Source organism: Coprococcus intestinalis (assembly GCF_023656595.1).
GTDB classification, from domain to species: domain Bacteria; phylum Bacillota; class Clostridia; order Lachnospirales; family Lachnospiraceae; genus Coprococcus_A; species Coprococcus_A intestinihominis.
The window spans coordinates 19,519-35,188 of sequence record NZ_JAMOKJ010000024.1 but is presented as its reverse complement, the minus strand read 5'-3'; the positions used below and the strand labels follow the sequence as shown (position 1 = coordinate 35,188).

16 protein-coding genes are annotated in these 15,670 nt (G+C 44.7%); 1 reads left to right on the top strand and 15 read right to left on the bottom strand.

The features are described from left to right. Window positions 1-111 precede the first annotated feature (111 nt). The 7 genes from NBH03_RS14415 to thyA all read right to left on the bottom strand — a co-directional run bounded on the left by NBH03_RS14415 (window position 112) and on the right by thyA (window position 5,646). Window positions 112-327, bottom strand: coding sequence for a PspC domain-containing protein (locus tag NBH03_RS14415; RefSeq protein ID WP_250799980.1), 216 nt, complete (start codon window positions 325-327; stop codon window positions 112-114). A gap of 41 nt (window positions 328-368) precedes the next feature. Continuing rightward, window positions 369-1,022, bottom strand: a complete 654-nt coding sequence (locus NBH03_RS14410; RefSeq protein WP_227081604.1) for an HAD family hydrolase — start codon at window positions 1,020-1,022, stop codon at window positions 369-371. Then, window positions 1,019-2,299, bottom strand: coding sequence for a diaminopimelate decarboxylase (locus NBH03_RS14405; protein WP_250799979.1), 1,281 nt, complete (start codon window positions 2,297-2,299; stop codon window positions 1,019-1,021). Before NBH03_RS14405 ends, NBH03_RS14410 begins: the two co-directional genes overlap by 4 nt. Before the next feature lie 6 nt (window positions 2,300-2,305). Further along, complete coding sequence (locus NBH03_RS14400; RefSeq protein ID WP_250799978.1) at window positions 2,306-3,013, bottom strand: TrmB family transcriptional regulator; 708 nt, start codon at window positions 3,011-3,013, stop codon at window positions 2,306-2,308. A 169-nt stretch (window positions 3,014-3,182) separates the two neighbouring features. Further along, on the bottom strand, window positions 3,183-4,208 hold the full coding sequence (locus NBH03_RS14395; RefSeq protein ID WP_015514703.1) for a branched-chain amino acid aminotransferase: 1,026 nt from the start codon (window positions 4,206-4,208) through the stop codon (window positions 3,183-3,185). 56 nt (window positions 4,209-4,264) lie between these two features. Beyond that, entirely contained in the window at window positions 4,265-4,786 is a 522-nt protein-coding gene (locus NBH03_RS14390) for a dihydrofolate reductase (RefSeq protein ID WP_117528155.1), read from the bottom strand. Between the two features lie 11 nt (window positions 4,787-4,797). After that, window positions 4,798-5,646 (bottom strand): thymidylate synthase, encoded by an 849-nt coding sequence (gene thyA / locus NBH03_RS14385; protein WP_015514705.1) that lies wholly within the window; start codon window positions 5,644-5,646, stop codon window positions 4,798-4,800. 507 nt (window positions 5,647-6,153) lie between these two features. Here thyA and NBH03_RS14380 point away from each other — a divergent pair. Then, a complete protein-coding gene (locus NBH03_RS14380; RefSeq protein WP_015514707.1) occupies window positions 6,154-7,236 on the top strand; it encodes a GTP pyrophosphokinase in 1,083 nt (360 codons plus the stop codon). A 37-nt stretch (window positions 7,237-7,273) separates the two neighbouring features. Here the strand turns inward: NBH03_RS14380 and NBH03_RS14375 are convergent, their stop codons facing one another. The 8 genes from NBH03_RS14375 to NBH03_RS14340 are packed head-to-tail and all read right to left on the bottom strand — an operon-like array spanning window position 7,274 to window position 15,630. Further along, complete coding sequence (locus NBH03_RS14375; protein ID WP_250799977.1) at window positions 7,274-7,966, bottom strand: thiamine diphosphokinase; 693 nt, start codon at window positions 7,964-7,966, stop codon at window positions 7,274-7,276. Window positions 7,967-7,978: 12 nt separating this feature from the next. Next, the gene (gene rpe / locus NBH03_RS14370) at window positions 7,979-8,647 is read right to left on the bottom strand and encodes a ribulose-phosphate 3-epimerase (RefSeq protein WP_015514709.1); all 669 of its coding nucleotides are present in this window, start codon (window positions 8,645-8,647) and stop codon (window positions 7,979-7,981) included. Between the two features lie 2 nt (window positions 8,648-8,649). Further along, entirely contained in the window at window positions 8,650-9,528 is an 879-nt protein-coding gene (gene rsgA, locus NBH03_RS14365) for a ribosome small subunit-dependent GTPase A (RefSeq protein ID WP_015514710.1), read from the bottom strand. A gap of 29 nt (window positions 9,529-9,557) precedes the next feature. Next, window positions 9,558-11,747: a Stk1 family PASTA domain-containing Ser/Thr kinase gene (pknB, locus tag NBH03_RS14360; RefSeq protein ID WP_250799976.1), complete on the bottom strand. Its 2,190-nt coding sequence runs from the start codon at window positions 11,745-11,747 to the stop codon at window positions 9,558-9,560. Further along, window positions 11,741-12,481 (bottom strand): Stp1/IreP family PP2C-type Ser/Thr phosphatase, encoded by a 741-nt coding sequence (locus tag NBH03_RS14355; protein WP_117528148.1) that lies wholly within the window; start codon window positions 12,479-12,481, stop codon window positions 11,741-11,743. Before NBH03_RS14355 ends, pknB begins: the two co-directional genes overlap by 7 nt. Before the next feature lies 1 nt (window position 12,482). Beyond that, the gene (gene rlmN / locus NBH03_RS14350) at window positions 12,483-13,541 is read right to left on the bottom strand and encodes a dual-specificity RNA methyltransferase RlmN (protein WP_250799975.1); all 1,059 of its coding nucleotides are present in this window, start codon (window positions 13,539-13,541) and stop codon (window positions 12,483-12,485) included. After that, the gene (rsmB, locus tag NBH03_RS14345) at window positions 13,541-14,908 is read right to left on the bottom strand and encodes a 16S rRNA (cytosine(967)-C(5))-methyltransferase RsmB (RefSeq protein ID WP_250799974.1); all 1,368 of its coding nucleotides are present in this window, start codon (window positions 14,906-14,908) and stop codon (window positions 13,541-13,543) included. Before rsmB ends, rlmN begins: the two co-directional genes overlap by 1 nt. A gap of 11 nt (window positions 14,909-14,919) precedes the next feature. Beyond that, a complete protein-coding gene (locus NBH03_RS14340) occupies window positions 14,920-15,630 on the bottom strand; it encodes a zinc metallopeptidase (protein WP_215690647.1) in 711 nt (236 codons plus the stop codon). Between the last annotated feature and the right edge of the window lie 40 nt (window positions 15,631-15,670).

The following is a 15,670-nucleotide window of genomic DNA, read 5'->3' as shown; positions in this document are numbered from 1 at the left end:
CTGGATAACAAGAATAATGGCACTTGCTATGACTGTTATCAATTTGTTATCAAAAGACTAATCGAAATCGCTGAAACCCGCATAAACACTGGCTTTTTTAAGCAACTCGATTTATTCGAATTCAATAATATCATCATCCTCAGGAATAATCACCGCTGCAAGGATGTACAGAATAACGCCAGAGCCGCCGGCCAGTGACAGTGCCGCCCATATCAGACGGATAATCGTCGGGTCAATACCGATCAGTTCACCAATACCGCCGCAAACACCTGTCAGCAGCTTATTTGTTCTGGACTTTACTAATCTAACCTTTTTCATATCTTTCATTGTATTCACCTCACTCAATACCAACATCAAAGGAATTCATTTTATCTGGAGGCTGCTAAATAAGGAATCACATCCGTCAGTGTCTCCGCCTTACCATACAATATCCTGGAAAGCTTTTCATCCGGCTGTGACAGATCCGGCACCATGATCGGCAGACATCCGGCCCGATAAGCCGCCATCAGCCCATTCGGTGAATCTTCCAGTGCAATGCAGGCCTCCGGCTTCTCACCGATACACTTGCAGGCATACTGATACACATCCGGCATCGGCTTGCCATGAGGTACCATCGCCGTGCTGATGATCTGATCAAAATAATCCAACAGCCCTACCTCATCCAGATAAGTCATCGCCTTCGTCTCACCACTGGCCGTCGCCACTGCTGTTTTGAAGTAATGACTCTTCAGATAAGTCAGCAATTCATCAGCACCCGGCTTTTTCTCTACCGGATGCGTTTCCATATAAACAGCCATCAACTCCTTGCGCCTGTTCCGCACAGCATGATAATCAAAATCCTGTCCAAAGACTTCTTTCATCATCGGCTCTGCAAATTCCGGCGCCATGCTTCTAAGCATCAGACTGTGTTCCATCTTCCAATCATAACCGGCCTCACGCCCGGCTTCCATCCAAAAATGGCAATATATCTTCTCTGTATCAAGAAGGATGCCATCCATATCAAAAATGACGGCTCTTATCATTCATTACCATCCTTAAACCGATCAAATAATCCTGTATAATCAAAGGTTGCAAAGTAATCCATCGGTGTCTCGGCTCTTCTGATCAATTCTGTGGAACCGTCTTCCTTCAGCAGCACTTCTGCGGAACGGAGCTTGCCGTTGTAGTTATAACCCATTGAAAAGCCATGAGCACCTGTATCATGGATAATAATATAATCACCCATATCAATCTTCGGCAGCATTCTGTTGACCGCAAACTTATCACTATTCTCACAGAGACCGCCGGTAACATCATACATATGGTCACAAGTCTCGTTCTCCTTGCCTGCCACTGTAATATGATGATATGCACCGTAGATAGCCGGACGCATCAGGTTCGCTGCACATGCATCCAGACCGATATACTCTTTAAAAATATGTTTCTCATGGATGGCTGTTGCGATCAGATGTCCATAAGGTGCCAGCATAAAACGTCCCATCTCTGTAAAGATAGCCACATCACCCATACCTGCAGGAACAAGAATCTCATCGTAAACCTTGTGAACACCCTCACCAATGACTTCGATATCATTCGGCGTTTCATCCGGTGAATACGCAACGCCTACACCACCTGATAAGTTAATGAACTTGATATCTGCACCTGTCTCTTCATGCAGCTCAACAGCGGTCTTGAAAAGGATTTTGGCCAATGCCGGATAATAATCATTTGTCTTGGTATTGCTGGCCAGGAATGCATGAATGCCAAAATGCTTCACGCCTTTGGATTTCAGGTACTTGAAGCCCTCTGTCAGCTGTTCACGGGTAAAGCCGTATTTTGCCTCCCCTGGTACATCCATGATAGCTGTGCTGATCTTGAAATCACCGCCTGTATTGAAACGACAGCATACTGTCTCAGGAAATTCGCCCACATTCTCTTCGAAATATTTCAAATGGGTGATATCATCAAAATTAATAATGACACCCATATCCTTGGCATAGGCATATTCATTGGCCGGTGTTACATTAGATGAGAACATGACGTCATGTCCGGTAAAACCGCAGGCCTTCGCCATCATCAGTTCAACCTTAGTTGCACAGTCAAGACCGCAGCCCTCTTCCTTCATGATCTGCAGAATCGCTGGGTTTGGTGTCGCCTTAACAGCAAAATATTCCTTGAAGCCTTTATTCCATGAAAACGCTTTATATACCTTTCTTGCATTCTCTCTGATTCCCTTCTCATCATAAAGGTGAAAAGGTGTAGGATATTTCTTCACAATTTCGTCTAACTGTTCTTTTGTCACAAAAGGTACTTTCTTCATTGTCTATTACTTCCTTTCTTCCGCTGCCCCCAGCTCAATGAGCTGAATCTGGCGGCTTAATGACTGTTTAAACAAATCAATCAGATTCTTCTTGCCTGAATACAGGCAGGAACAACTATCACTTTCTGACAGATCTCCCGTCAAAACATGGGTCGAATCAGATATCAGTCCAATCTGCCCGGCCTCTATATGACTGCTGTGATAAATAATGGCCTCATCCAGTTCAAATCCCGGCTCAGTGATCAATACAACCTTGATCTGCCGTCCGACAAGATCTTCCAGCTTCTCTCTGAACAATTCAAGCATCACCGCAGTCCCTGTCATGTAGATTCTGTACTGTGCCTGGTCAAGCATACGGGCTGCCCGCTGACAGATATTCTGGAAACCGCTGATAGTGATATAAGCATCATCTTCTCTCTGTCTTCTCGGCTGTTCTTCCACAAGCCGCACAGACAAAAGTTTCAAATAGTCCAGCTTACTGCCGCAAAATTCCTCCGGATCCACCGGTACATAATGTGTCGGCGTTCCCTCGGCCACATGAGCAGCCCCCTTATCAACCAGTGCCGCCAATGCCGTGTATGCATTTGATCTGGATACGCCGGATACCTTGGCTGCCTCATAGCCGGTCATCATGCCTTCTGACAGCAGTGCATAATAAATGGCAGATTCCTGCCTTGTGAGGCCAAACTGCATCAGATCTTCAATATAAGACATCTTACTATCACCTGGTATTCCTTTCTAGGAACACTATAATACACCTGTACCCAAAAGTCAATAGCCGGGGGTTTTTCTCCATGGCAAATTTTATCAATTAAAAAGAAAAAGACTGCCGTATGCCACCGAAATGAAATACAGCAATCTTTTATCTTATGCGTTCAATGAATTACATAATCTCGTGGATCCAGCCTTCAGGTGCTTCGATCTTACCATACTGAATACCTGTTAATGTATCATATAACTTCTGGGTAATAGGTCCCATCTTCTCCATACCGCTTGGGAAGCAGATCTCCTTACCATGGTCAACAACCTTGCCGACAGGGGAAATAACAGCTGCAGTACCGCAAAGACCGCATTCTGCAAAATCCTTTAACTCGTCCAGTCTGACTTTTCTTGTTGTAACTTTAAGGCCAAGATAATGTTCTGCAACATAAACAAGTGAACGTCTTGTGATTGAAGGAAGAATGGAATCAGAAAGAGGTGTTACGACTTCATTATCCTTTGTAACAAACAGGAAGTTGGCACCGCCTGTTTCCTCTACATATGTTCTTGTACCCGGATCAAGGAAAAGATTCTCGTCAAATCCATTAGCATGAGCGGTTACATTGGCATGCAGGCTCATTGCATAATTCAGGCCGGCTTTGATATGGCCTGTACCCTTAGGAGCAGCACGGTCGAAATCACTGACACAGATTGTAATTGGCTTAGCGCCTTCATGGAAGTAAGGACCTACAGGTGTCGCAAACAATCTGAACTGGTATTCCTCAGCCGGCTTAACACCGATAACAGGGCTTGATGCATACATGTAGGGTCTTAAGTAAAGTGTTGCACCGCTGCCATAAGGTGGTACCCATGCTTCATTAGCCTTGACAACCTTCTCAACAGCCTCAATAAATCTTTCCTTCGGGAAAGGCGGCATCTCCATACGCTCTGCGGAATGATACATACGATCAGCATTCAGATCAGAACGGAATGTAACGATTCTTCCGTCTGCTGTCTCATATGCCTTCAGACCTTCGAATACTTCCTGACAATACTGCATAATACCCGCGCATTCATTCAGAACAATATTCGGAGAATCTGACATATATCCTTCCTGCCATTTACCATCTTTATAATCAGCTACATATCTATAATCTGTTGTATGATATGCAAAACCGATATGCTTCCAGTCAAGGTTTTTCTTTTCCATTAGAAATTCCTCCATTCGTAAATAAAATATCCCTCAACGAACCAATTATAGACTTATTATTTCAATAAATCAACAATTTCTTTTAATTTTGTCTTGCGAACGTACATTTTGAAGCAATATTCCAGGTCAAAGTACGTTCTTTCCTCGCTGTCGGCCGCTACAACCCAGTCTTTGTCCTCATCCAGATTCGGGAACCAGGTGTCCGCCTGATACGTGTAATCCATGCATGTCACATGGGCCACATCGCAATACGGCAGCAGCTGACGGTAAATACTCTCCCCACCAATGACATAAATATCGTTGCTGTCATATTTCTTCAATTCTTCCAATGCTTCCTCAATACTGTGCACAATAATGGCATCTTTGGCCTTGTAAGTATGATCTCCTGTTATAACAATATTCGTTCTGTTCTTCAAAGGCAGCCCATTCGGAAAACTCTCCAGTGTCTTGCGTCCCATCACAACAACCTTGCCCGTCGTTGTCTCTCTGAAATACTTCATATCTTCCGGAATACTGTTCAAAAGCTTATTCTGATAGCCAATGCCCCAGTTCTTATCTACTGCAACAATCAAATTCATTCTATTTCCTCCTAAACCGCGATCGGAATATTCTTAATCTGCGGACCGGTCACATAATTCTCAATCGTGATGTCCTTTGTTGTAAAATCATAGAAGTTCTTAATATCTGGGTTTAATTTGAATATTGGTGCCGGATGGGTCTCTCTGCTGATCAGTTCCTCAATCAGCGGAATGTGTCTGTCATAAATATGGGCATCCGCAATCACATGCACCAGTTCACCCACCTGCATATCACACACCTGTGCCAGCATATGCATCAGCACGGAATACTGTACCACATTCCAGTTGTTGGCTGCCAGCACATCCTGGGAGCGCTGATTCAGAATGGCATTCAGCACCAGTTTGTCATCCCCCGGCTTCTTTGTCACATTAAAAGTCATGCTGTAAGCACACGGATAAAGATTCATTTCATGAAGATCCTGATGCACATAAATATTCGTCATGATACGGCGGCTGTAAGGATTGTTCTTCAGATCATAGATCACTCTGTCCACCTGATCCATCATGCCCTCTTTGTACTGATGCTTTACACCCATCTGATAACCATAAGCCTTGCCGATGGAGCCGTTCTCATCCGCCCATTCATCCCAGACCGTACTGTTCAGATCATGGATATTGTTGGATTTGCGCTGCCAGATCCACAGCATCTCATCCGTGGCGCTCTTGATGGCCGTCTTGCGGAGGGTCAGCGCCGGAAATTCCTTGGATAAATCATAACGGTTCACCACACCAAACTTCTTCATTGTATAAGCATAACTGCCGTCTTCCCACTTCGGCCGCACCTTTTCACCTTCTGTACTGCAGCCGTTATCAAGGATATCCCGGCACATATTAATAAATACCTGATCTGCGTAACTCATAAAACACCTCATTTATCTTGACGTTTCGAAACATATTTATTGCTCAATAAATATATAGAATTAGTAATTGACAGTAGGCACGTTCGCACTGCCATTATTCTCTATTCTTTCAATTTTCCTTTTTATTATAAAGCAGATAACTGCCAAATTCAACAATTATTCTCATCCGGTAATCAAATGTCAGCCCTCTGCCCATCAGGCAAATTATAAATGTCATCAATGATTAAAAAGTAGACTCTTTTAAGTAATTGTGCAATCTGCCATTTTATCATAGATTTTTATCTCATTTTATGTTAAAATATATTGGATTATTTGTAACTGTTCAGAGCAAAGCAAAATTTCAAAAAACAGGTATAAAATGCTTGCATTTTTAAGACTGTTTTTTGAACTTTTATTTGACGGATACGCCACACCGACGAAATGCGTAGCATCTTGGAAGTTAGCTCTGAACAGTTACGATTATTTAATCTATACCAAATTATATTTAAATATATGGAGAAATAAACGATGATTCATACTTTAGATACCATTATGAGTGAATATTATCAACACGTTGATGTCTATAAAAAAATGCAGCATGATGTGGAAGATATTATCAATACATTGATCGAAGCCAACCACATCAAGATTTCTACTATGTCCCTCAGAATCAAGTCTGAGCAAGCCCTTCGCAACAAAGTTATCTCCAAGGACAAATATCAGCATCTTGAAGATATCACGGATATTCTCGGATGTCGTATTCTGACTCTTTTTGAATCGGATGTAGAACGCATTCTTGAGCTGCTGGAAGACACTTTTGAAGTCTGTGAGATTGTCGATAAACGTAAGAAAAGCAAGCACAACCGCATTGAATTCGGTTATAACTCTGTCCATATGGTTGTGAAATTCACAGACGAACGCTGCAAGCTTGTAGAATACCAGAAGTACCAGGATATCCGATTTGAGATTCAGCTGAGAACCGTCCTGCAGCATGCATGGGCTGAGGTTGAACATGGTCTCGGTTACAAGTCCTACTACGAACCGCCGATGGATATCAAGCGCAAACTGAACCGTCTGGCCGGTACACTTGAAATTCTGGATGAAGAATTTGAGGCCATCCGCTATGAGATTACCCTCTACAACCAGAGCATGAACAAAGTCGAGAAGATTCTCAAGACAGATATCAACAAAGAATCTCTCACTGCTTTCGCCAACAAAAGCGAACTCATTCAGGAAATGGTTGCACAGGTCGCTGACAAATACCACTTTACCGTCATTCAGGATCCTGCCATCTTCAGCCAACAGCGTCTTGTTGCCAAACTGAACTTTTACGGCTACCAGTATATCCATGAATTGAACGATGATATGCACCAGTATCAAAAATCCATTCTGGCCATCGGAGAAGAACTTTCCCAGAAGATCAACTATGATATCACATCTATCAACTACTACAGCCCGATACTCTGGTTCTCATTTATCCCGGTCATCAAGAACCTGTTGGCTGAGCGGGATGCCTCATCTGAAAACATCGTCGATGACGTTATCCTGGAAGCATTTAAGATGAACAACGGATCCATCTTCAACTTCTTCATGGAACACCATTTGCAATAAAAATGCCGCACCCATTTTATTCTGGGTGCGACATTTTTTAATCACGGCTTTCTATAAGGAATGCCAGCCCTTCTTCAATGCTGATATAGCCCTCTTCTGCTTCCAGCTCATTGCTGACGCAAAGGCTTTCTCCCCAATACGTGGTATGCCCCTCCAGGGGGTATTTGAAACCGCGCAGCGTAACGCCCTTTAATGCCTGTGTAACCGGAATAAGGGATACAAAATCACCGAACTGCGCTTCCCTCTTCAGTGTATAACTGCCTTCCAGCAGACGGATTTTGTTGTTTTTATCCACAATCACCCCGTCCACACCTGCTGCCCTTGTCTGAGCCAGCAGCTGCATATTGGCCAGCATATGATCTGCCCTTGTACCGGTAGCCCCCAGAAGCCAGATTTCGGACTTTGCATCTGCTTTGCCGGTTTCACTTTTTATCAGATGGATTGCCAGTTTTAATGCAATATCTGTATCCGTATAATCTTTTTCCGGATTAAAACGATGGACTTCAATATCCTCTCTGTCCAGATAATTTTTGAGAATTTCCGGTGATATCGTATCGAAGTCTCCCACCAGATGATCAAAATGGCATGTTATATCAGGATTCTTCTCCACTTTGTCCCAAAAAGCAAGGGCACCATCCACCACGATCATATGCTCAAATTTTTCTTTTTCTAATAATGAGAGGGCAAAATCCTCATCAATTCTGCCCCCTGTAATAATCAAGATTCGCATGCTCTATCCTGCCTATTTCGTATACTCTGCCATGATAGCTTTAAACTGATGAACATTTTCAGCAATATCTCCGCCAAAAATCTTCGAACCAGATACAAGCACATTGGCACCGGCCTCAATCACCATACGCAGATTCTTTGTATCCACACCGCCATCAATTTCAATATCGGTCTGAAGACCTTTCTCCTCCAGAATATGACGCAATGTACGGATCTTCTCTGTCATCGCAGGAATATAGCTCTGTCCGCCAAATCCCGGATTCACTGTCATCAGCAGAATCATGTCCAGATCTTCAAGTACATAATCAAGTACCGACAAAGGTGTTGCCGGATTCAAAGCGACACCGGCTTTTACCCCAAGACTGTGGATCAACTGAATGGTTCTGTGAAGATGCTTGCAGGCTTCCGCATGAACAACAATAATATCTGCACCGGCCTTGGCAAATTCCGGGATCAGCTGGTCCGGATGCTCGATCATCAGGTGCACATCAAACACCTTATCGCTGCACTTACGGATGCTCTTGATAACAGGAATACCAAAAGAAATATTCGGTACAAAGGCACCATCCATGACATCAATGTGGATGTAATCCGCGCCAGCCTGATCGGCTGTTTTGATATCTTCTCCTAATCTGCCAAAATCCGCTGATAAAATCGACGGTGATAACTTTAATTCGTACATAATCAGTACCTCCTCTGACTCGCCAGTTCTTCATAAAATAACTTATAATTCTCATAGCGTTCGCTGCTGATCTCACCAGCTGCAACCGCTTCTTTGACCGCACAATCCGGCTCACTTAAATGATTGCATCCATTAAAACGACAATGTTCAAAATAAGCTTCAAATTCCGGATAATAATACTTCAGATCTTCCTTCTCCCATCCTTCCAGATAGAGCGTACTGAAGCCCGGTGTATCCATGAGATACGTATCGTTCCCTATGGAAAATAATTCCGAATGTCTTGTCGTATGCCGTCCGCGCTTAATCTTCTCGCTGACAGCCCCGGTTGCCATCTCTGCATCCGGATACATAGCATTAGTCATAGAGGACTTGCCAACACCGGAAGGTCCTGCCATGACCGTTGTTCTGCCATCCAGTATCTCCCTGATCTGATCCAATCCTTCCTGTTGTTTCACACTGACCGTCAGCACTTTGCATCCGCTGCCGCGATAAATGCTGCATAACCTGTCCAGTTCTTCTCCGCTGATCAGTTCCTGCTTATTAAAGCAAATAATGGTCGGCAGCTCCTGCCTCTCCATCATGAGCAAAAAGCGGTCCAGCAGCCCCAGATTCGGGGCCGGCTGTGCCGCTGCAAAAATGATCATCGCCTGATCCACATTCGCCGATGCCGGTCGGATCAGTGCATTTCTCCGGGGAAGAATCTCTGTTATATTGCCTTTCATATCGTTCTCGTCCAGACTGTCAAGGAAAACATCATCGCCTACAAGGGGTTTGATCTTCCTGTTCCGAAAGATTCCCTTGGCCTTGCATTCATAGATGCCCTTTCCATTGACATGAACATAATAAAATCCGGCAATACCCTTAATAATCTTGCCCTTCATATCATCCTCTTAAAATTAAAGACTTGTCATTACTCAAAATCCACACTATAGCTGCTCACCTGAACACCGTTCAGATAAACATAGACTGTACCGCTGCCGGATGCTGTACTTGTTGTACTCACTGAGCCAGGCAGACTGCCTTCTGATGTATTCTGATCGTAGACGGTTTCACTTGAACCATCCGGCTTGTATACAACAACTGTCACCTGTCCGCTGTCATAAACATCCGTATTGCCGTCACCGTCTGTAATATCACGTCCAAACGGGCTCTCGATCGGAATGCTTGCAGAATAAGAAGTCACCCGACTTCCAAGACTGACTGTCAGACTGATGGTAGTACCTTCATCAACTGTTTTTCCTGCACCGATACTCTGATTCATAACCTGGTTCTCACTATAGCTGTCGCTGTAATCACTGGACTTGCCGTTGTAAGTCAATCCGGCATCCTTGATCATCTGAATAGCATCATCAATATCCTGACCAAGCAGATTCGGCACAGTTGTCGTTTTCGTTTCTTTACCTTTGCTTGCAGTGATGGTAATCGTATCACCTTTGGCCACCTGACTGCCGGCCTTTGGTGATGTACTGATAACCTTGTCAGAGCCAACAGAATCACTGTAATCAAATTCAAGGCTGACAACCAGACCATCATTCTCAAGCTGTGCCTGTGCCTGCTGATACTGCATGCCCGTCACATCATCCAGAGAGAATTTTTCCTTACCGCTGCTGATATTAATCGTCACCTGTGTATGCACATCTACCTTTGTACCTGCTGCAGGAGACTGATCATAGACCTGTCCCTCCGGAACATCATCCGAAGTACCCGTCTGAACATTCACGCCCAGTCTCAGCTCTTTCAGTGCGGCTTTTGCCTCATCCTCTGTCTTCTTGGACAAATCCGGAACTGTCACACGCTCACCGGCTGTGCTTGTGTCAGAAGATGTATCAGAAACCGATTCTGTTGAGATAGATTCCGTTGATGTATCTTTGTTCTTGTGACCAAAAAGACTGCCGCTGCCGCCAAAGAAGCCTGCCGCATGACCGATAATAAAGAAAATAATCACAGCCAGTATAATGAAACCGCCGATACCCAAGGCCATCATCACTTTACTGAGTGCCGGATTCACCTCTTCGTCATCATCATCCTCTTCATCTTTATCAAATTCGTCATCATCATCCTCTTCGAGGTCCTTCTTCTTCACAGGGCGTTTCTTCTGTACCGGCTTCTGCACCGGCTTTTCTTCTTCCTCCTCTTCCGGTTCCTCCACATAGGTCTCTTCCGGTTTCGTACCGAAGTTTTTACGCAGTGAAGCCGCTTTCAGAGAATCAATATCATCGTCGTTCATCACAATGGTTCTGCCCTGAGGAATAGCCCCCGGAATTACAACATACTCGCCGTCCGGATGAGTCAATACCTTTCTCAGATCGGCAATCAGTTCTCTGGCCGACGCATATCTTCTCTCCGGCTTCTTCTGGGTACACTTCAGAATGATCTTCTCAAAGCTGACCGGAATGGATGGTTCCAACTGTCTCGGTGGTGTAATTTCGCTCTGAATATGCATCAATGCCACCGCCACATTGGTCTCCCCTTCAAAAGGCACACGTCCGGTCACCATTTCGTACATAGTAATACCAAGGGAATAAATATCACTTCGTTCATCGCTGTATCCGCCTCTGGCCTGTTCCGGTGAAATATAATGAACGGTACCTGCTGCCGTTGTCGTCACAGTTGTCGAATCCGCCACCTTCGCAATACCGAAGTCTGTCACTTTCACCTTGCCGTCACGGGACATAATAATATTCTGGGGCTTGATATCTCTGTGAATAATTCTATTCTCATGGGCCGCACTGAGGCCGGAAGCGATCTGAACGGAAATATTCAATGCTTCTCTGATATCCAGCTTGCCCTTCATATCAATATAATTCTTCAGTGTAATTCCCTGAACCAATTCCATAACAATGAAATAAACGCCGTCATCTTCCCCAACATCATATACATTCACAATGTTCGGATGAGATAAACCTGCTGCGGACTGGGCTTCCACCCTGAATTTCTTAACGAATGTTGCATCGGTACTGTATTCCTGTTTCAAAACCTTAATCGCAACCAGCCTGTTCAGGACATGGTCCTTCGCCTTGTAGACATCAGCCATACCGCCGGAGCCGATTTTCATAATAATCTCATATCTGTTGATCAGATAACTGCCTGGAATTAACATTCGTTCACCTCCTCAATCCGGGGCTCAATAACAATAACAGTAATATTGTCATAGCCGCCATTTTCCTTTGCTTCATCTATAAGTATCCTAACTGAATCTTCTACACTATTCGAAGAAATAACATCATATAAACGCTGATCCTCAATCATATTGGACAATCCGTCCGAGCACATCATCACCTTGTCCCCGGGCTTTAAATCCACTTCAAAAAAATCTGCCTTTACTTCCCAGGCCACACCGATGGCTCTGGTAATCACATTCTTCTCCGGATGATTCCTTGCCTGCTCTTCTGTCAATTCACCGGCTCGCATCATCGCTGCCACATAGGAATGATCTTCTGTCACTTGATTAATCTCATGACCGATCAAATACAGTCTGCTGTCACCTACATTGGCCACATAGAGCTGTCCGTCCTCTGCGAAGGCAACAACCATCGTCGTTCCCATTCCCGCAAGCTCTTCGTTCTCAAAAGACTTCTCCAGAACCTTGCGGTTTGCCTCAGCGATGCCCTCATCCATCACACGGATCAGATTGCGGTTCTCCGTGTGTCTGATATAATCAAGGAATGTCTCAATGGCATATCTGGAGGCATAATCACCGGCCTGATGCCCTCCCATTCCATCTGCAACAATAAACAAATTCGGAAATGGCCCTATAGGAGTTGTTGAACAGAAATATCCATCCTGATTCATCGTCCTCACGCAGCCAATATCTGTTCCGGCATATGCCTGCATATTATCCCTCCTTCTCTCCTGACTGTTCCATATATTTCTTTCTTAATTGTCCACAGGCAGCCTGTATATCTCTGCCCATTTCCCTTCTTATAGTAACATTTCTTCCATATTTTTCAAGCATATTTTTAAATTTGAGGACAGCATCTGCCTCTGTCTGTCTGTAGCTTCTTTCTTCAATCGGGTTCACCGGTATGAGATTAATATGGCAGTTGATGCCCTCCAGCAGCGCAGCCAGCGCTTTAGCATCTTCTCTGCTGTCGTTGACACCTTTGACAAGACTGTACTCAAACGTAATCCTTCTGTTGGTCTGACTGTAATAATAACGGCATGCTTTTAAAATTTCTTCTATACTATATGTATTGGCAATCGGCATCAGTTCACGACGTTTCTCATCATTCACTGCATGCAGTGAAATCGCCAGCGTGATCTGCAGTTTCAAATCCGCCAGTTCATAAATCTTCGGCACAAGTCCGCATGTAGAGACAGTTACATTTCTCTGACTAATATCCAGTCCCGGTGCATGGGTCAGAATATTGATCATCCGCACAAGGGCATCGAAATTGTCCAGCGGTTCCCCTGTTCCCATAACAACCACATTTGATACACGTTCACCGGAATCCTTCTGGATCTGATAAATTTCATCCAGCATTTCCGATGCCAGCATCTGCCGTTCAAGGCCGCCCAGTGTCGATGCGCAGAAACGGCACCCCATCCGACATCCAACCTGTGAAGAAATACATACTGAATTGCCGTGTTTATAATGCATGAGAACACTCTCGATAATTCTGTCATCAGACAGTTTAAAAAGGTATTTCGCCGTACCATCTATGGCCGAAACGTACTTTTCAACCATTTCAAGATGTGACAACACACACTGTTCTGAAAGCTTCTGACGCAAATCCTTGGACAAATTGGTCATTTCATCGAAGGAATCTGCCAGACGCACATGCATCCATTCATAAATCTGTTTGGCACGGAACTTCTTTTCACCCATTACTTCTGTCGTAAAAACTTCCAGCTCCGGCAGTGTCATTGATTTGATATCTGTTTTGTCACTCATCACTCTGCTCCTTCATCCCGACTGCGCCTGAATCTTGCAATAAAAAAGCCATCCGACTGATACTGTCCCGGAAGGATCTGAATCCAACCTGCTTTCGTATGTTCATTGCGGACCTTTTCAGGTACATATGCATCCAGGCTCTCCAGACCGAACGGAAAATGTTCCTCAAACCACTGCATATTCTCTTCATTCTCTGCTTTTGATACTGTGCATGTACTGTAAATCAGTACACCGCCCGGTTTGACATAGTGCTGTACAACCGACAGAATCTCCCTCTGAAGCGCTGCCAGAGCGGTTATCTTCTCAGGTGTCACCGAACGCTTGATATCCGCTTTTCTTCCCATGACACCCAGACCCGAGCATGGCAGGTCTGCCATAACAATATCTGCTTTCTGTGCATCTTCCGGATAAAACACAAGGGCGTCCTTCACTTCTGCCGAAACATTCTTTAATCCGGTACGCTTAAGATTTTCCTGAATCTTTAAAACTTTTGCCTCTGTCAGATCTCTTGCAGATACCTGTCCGCTGCCCTTTAAAATATCCGCCATATGCATGCTTTTACCGCCCGGGGCCGCGCAGACATCAATAATCGATTCCCCGTCGGCAATTCCGGCAGCCACAGCTGCCAGCATCGCACTCTCATCCTGGGCAGTTATACGTCCGTCTGCAAAAGGACCAACATTACCAAGATAATCATATCCCGATAGATGAAGGGCTTCCGGAAGCATGCATCCTTCTTCTATATTCAGTCCCTCTGACCGCAATGCTTCTTTCACCGCTGCCATATTCTGACTGTCACGCACGCGTACCGTCGTTTTCTGGTCATCCAGCATCGCCTGCCCCATCTCTGCCGTCATCTCAAAGCCATAATCACGAAGCCACATTTTGGCCAGCCATTCCGGCACGGAATATCGCATGGAAAGGTAGGCCGCCGGTGTTTTTTCGGGATCAGGATAATGAATAACCTCTTTATTTCGGGAAATATTTCTCAAAACACCATTCACAAAACCCGACAGATTCTTAAGTCCTCTTTTCCTCGTCAGCTTCACAGCCTCGTCGCAGGCCGCCGCATCCGGAATATGATCCATCTTCAGTATCTGATAAACAGACATTCTGAGGATGACTTTAATCGGTGGCTTTATCTTATTCAGACGTACACTGGAAAACTGCCGGATAACACCGTCAACAAAAATCTCATATTCCAATGTTCCTCTGAAAAGTCTGCTGATAAACGCTCTGTCCCTCTTGTCCAGATACTGATACTTCATCAATGTCTGGGATAAAAGAAGATGTGAAGGCGTATTCTCCTTCTCTACGCTCATCAGCATATCATAAACAATGGCGCGTGTATTGATATTATCTGCCATATAAAACTCCTTTACCGTTCATCATCGTTTCTTCTGAAAGCCCCTGTCAGAATCAGCAGACGCAAAAGCTGCAGAATCATAGACGCTGCACCTGCCACATAAGTCAATGCCGCTGCTCCCAGTACTTCTTTGGCATAGCGATTCTCATCCCCATGCAGAATACCTGAAGATTCCATAATCTTCAATGCTCTGGAAGATGCATTGAATTCCACCGGAAGTGTCACCAGATGAAATGCAACCACCGCTACAAACATCCAGATACCGATATTGATCAGAAGGCTGCTTCCTCCCATCAGAATACCGATGACAATCAGAGGCCAGCTGATACCGGCACCAAAGTTGGCAATAGGCACCAGAGCACCGCGAATCTTAAGCGGGACATAATTATTCTGATGCTGGATCGCATGACCGCACTCATGGGCTGCCACGCTGACCGCAGCCACACTGGTGGAGCCATATACAGAATCCGACAGACGCAGCGTCTTTGAAGAGGGATCATAATGATCGGTCAGATCTCCGGAAACCCTTGCAATGCCTACATCATAGATTCCTGCCTGACGCAGGATGCGCTCGGCTGTCTGAGCGCCTGTCAATCCGCTCAAAGAACGTACCTGGGAATATCTTCCAAAAGTAGATTTCACCTTTGTGGAAGCTGCCAGAGACAGCAGCACTCCGATAATAATCAAAATATATGTCGGATCAACATACATTGGATAATACATTCTGTCACTTCCATTCTGTCTTATTCATTTTTATTGTCAG

Excerpts from the sequence above, each read along its gene's own strand:
- NBH03_RS14415 (WP_250799980.1), bottom strand. The coding sequence starts at position 327 with ATGAAAGATATGAAAAAGGTTAGATTAGTAAAGTCCAGAACAAATAAG.
- NBH03_RS14410 (WP_227081604.1), bottom strand. The coding sequence starts at position 1,022 with ATGATAAGAGCCGTCATTTTTGATATGGATGGCATCCTTCTTGATACA.
- NBH03_RS14405 (WP_250799979.1), bottom strand. The coding sequence starts at position 2,299 with ATGAAGAAAGTACCTTTTGTGACAAAAGAACAGTTAGACGAAATTGTG.
- NBH03_RS14400 (WP_250799978.1), bottom strand. The coding sequence starts at position 3,013 with ATGTCTTATATTGAAGATCTGATGCAGTTTGGCCTCACAAGGCAGGAA.
- NBH03_RS14395 (WP_015514703.1), bottom strand. The coding sequence starts at position 4,208 with ATGGAAAAGAAAAACCTTGACTGGAAGCATATCGGTTTTGCATATCAT.
- NBH03_RS14390 (WP_117528155.1), bottom strand. The coding sequence starts at position 4,786 with ATGAATTTGATTGTTGCAGTAGATAAGAACTGGGGCATTGGCTATCAG.
- thyA (WP_015514705.1), bottom strand. The coding sequence starts at position 5,646 with ATGAGTTACGCAGATCAGGTATTTATTAATATGTGCCGGGATATCCTT.
- NBH03_RS14380 (WP_015514707.1), top strand. The coding sequence starts at position 6,154 with ATGATTCATACTTTAGATACCATTATGAGTGAATATTATCAACACGTT.
- NBH03_RS14375 (WP_250799977.1), bottom strand. The coding sequence starts at position 7,966 with ATGCGAATCTTGATTATTACAGGGGGCAGAATTGATGAGGATTTTGCC.
- rpe (WP_015514709.1), bottom strand. The coding sequence starts at position 8,647 with ATGTACGAATTAAAGTTATCACCGTCGATTTTATCAGCGGATTTTGGC.
- rsgA (WP_015514710.1), bottom strand. The coding sequence starts at position 9,528 with ATGAAGGGCAAGATTATTAAGGGTATTGCCGGATTTTATTATGTTCAT.
- pknB (WP_250799976.1), bottom strand. The coding sequence starts at position 11,747 with ATGTTAATTCCAGGCAGTTATCTGATCAACAGATATGAGATTATTATG.
- NBH03_RS14355 (WP_117528148.1), bottom strand. The coding sequence starts at position 12,481 with ATGCAGGCATATGCCGGAACAGATATTGGCTGCGTGAGGACGATGAAT.
- rlmN (WP_250799975.1), bottom strand. The coding sequence starts at position 13,541 with ATGAGTGACAAAACAGATATCAAATCAATGACACTGCCGGAGCTGGAA.
- rsmB (WP_250799974.1), bottom strand. The coding sequence starts at position 14,908 with ATGGCAGATAATATCAATACACGCGCCATTGTTTATGATATGCTGATG.
- NBH03_RS14340 (WP_215690647.1), bottom strand. The coding sequence starts at position 15,630 with ATGTATTATCCAATGTATGTTGATCCGACATATATTTTGATTATTATC.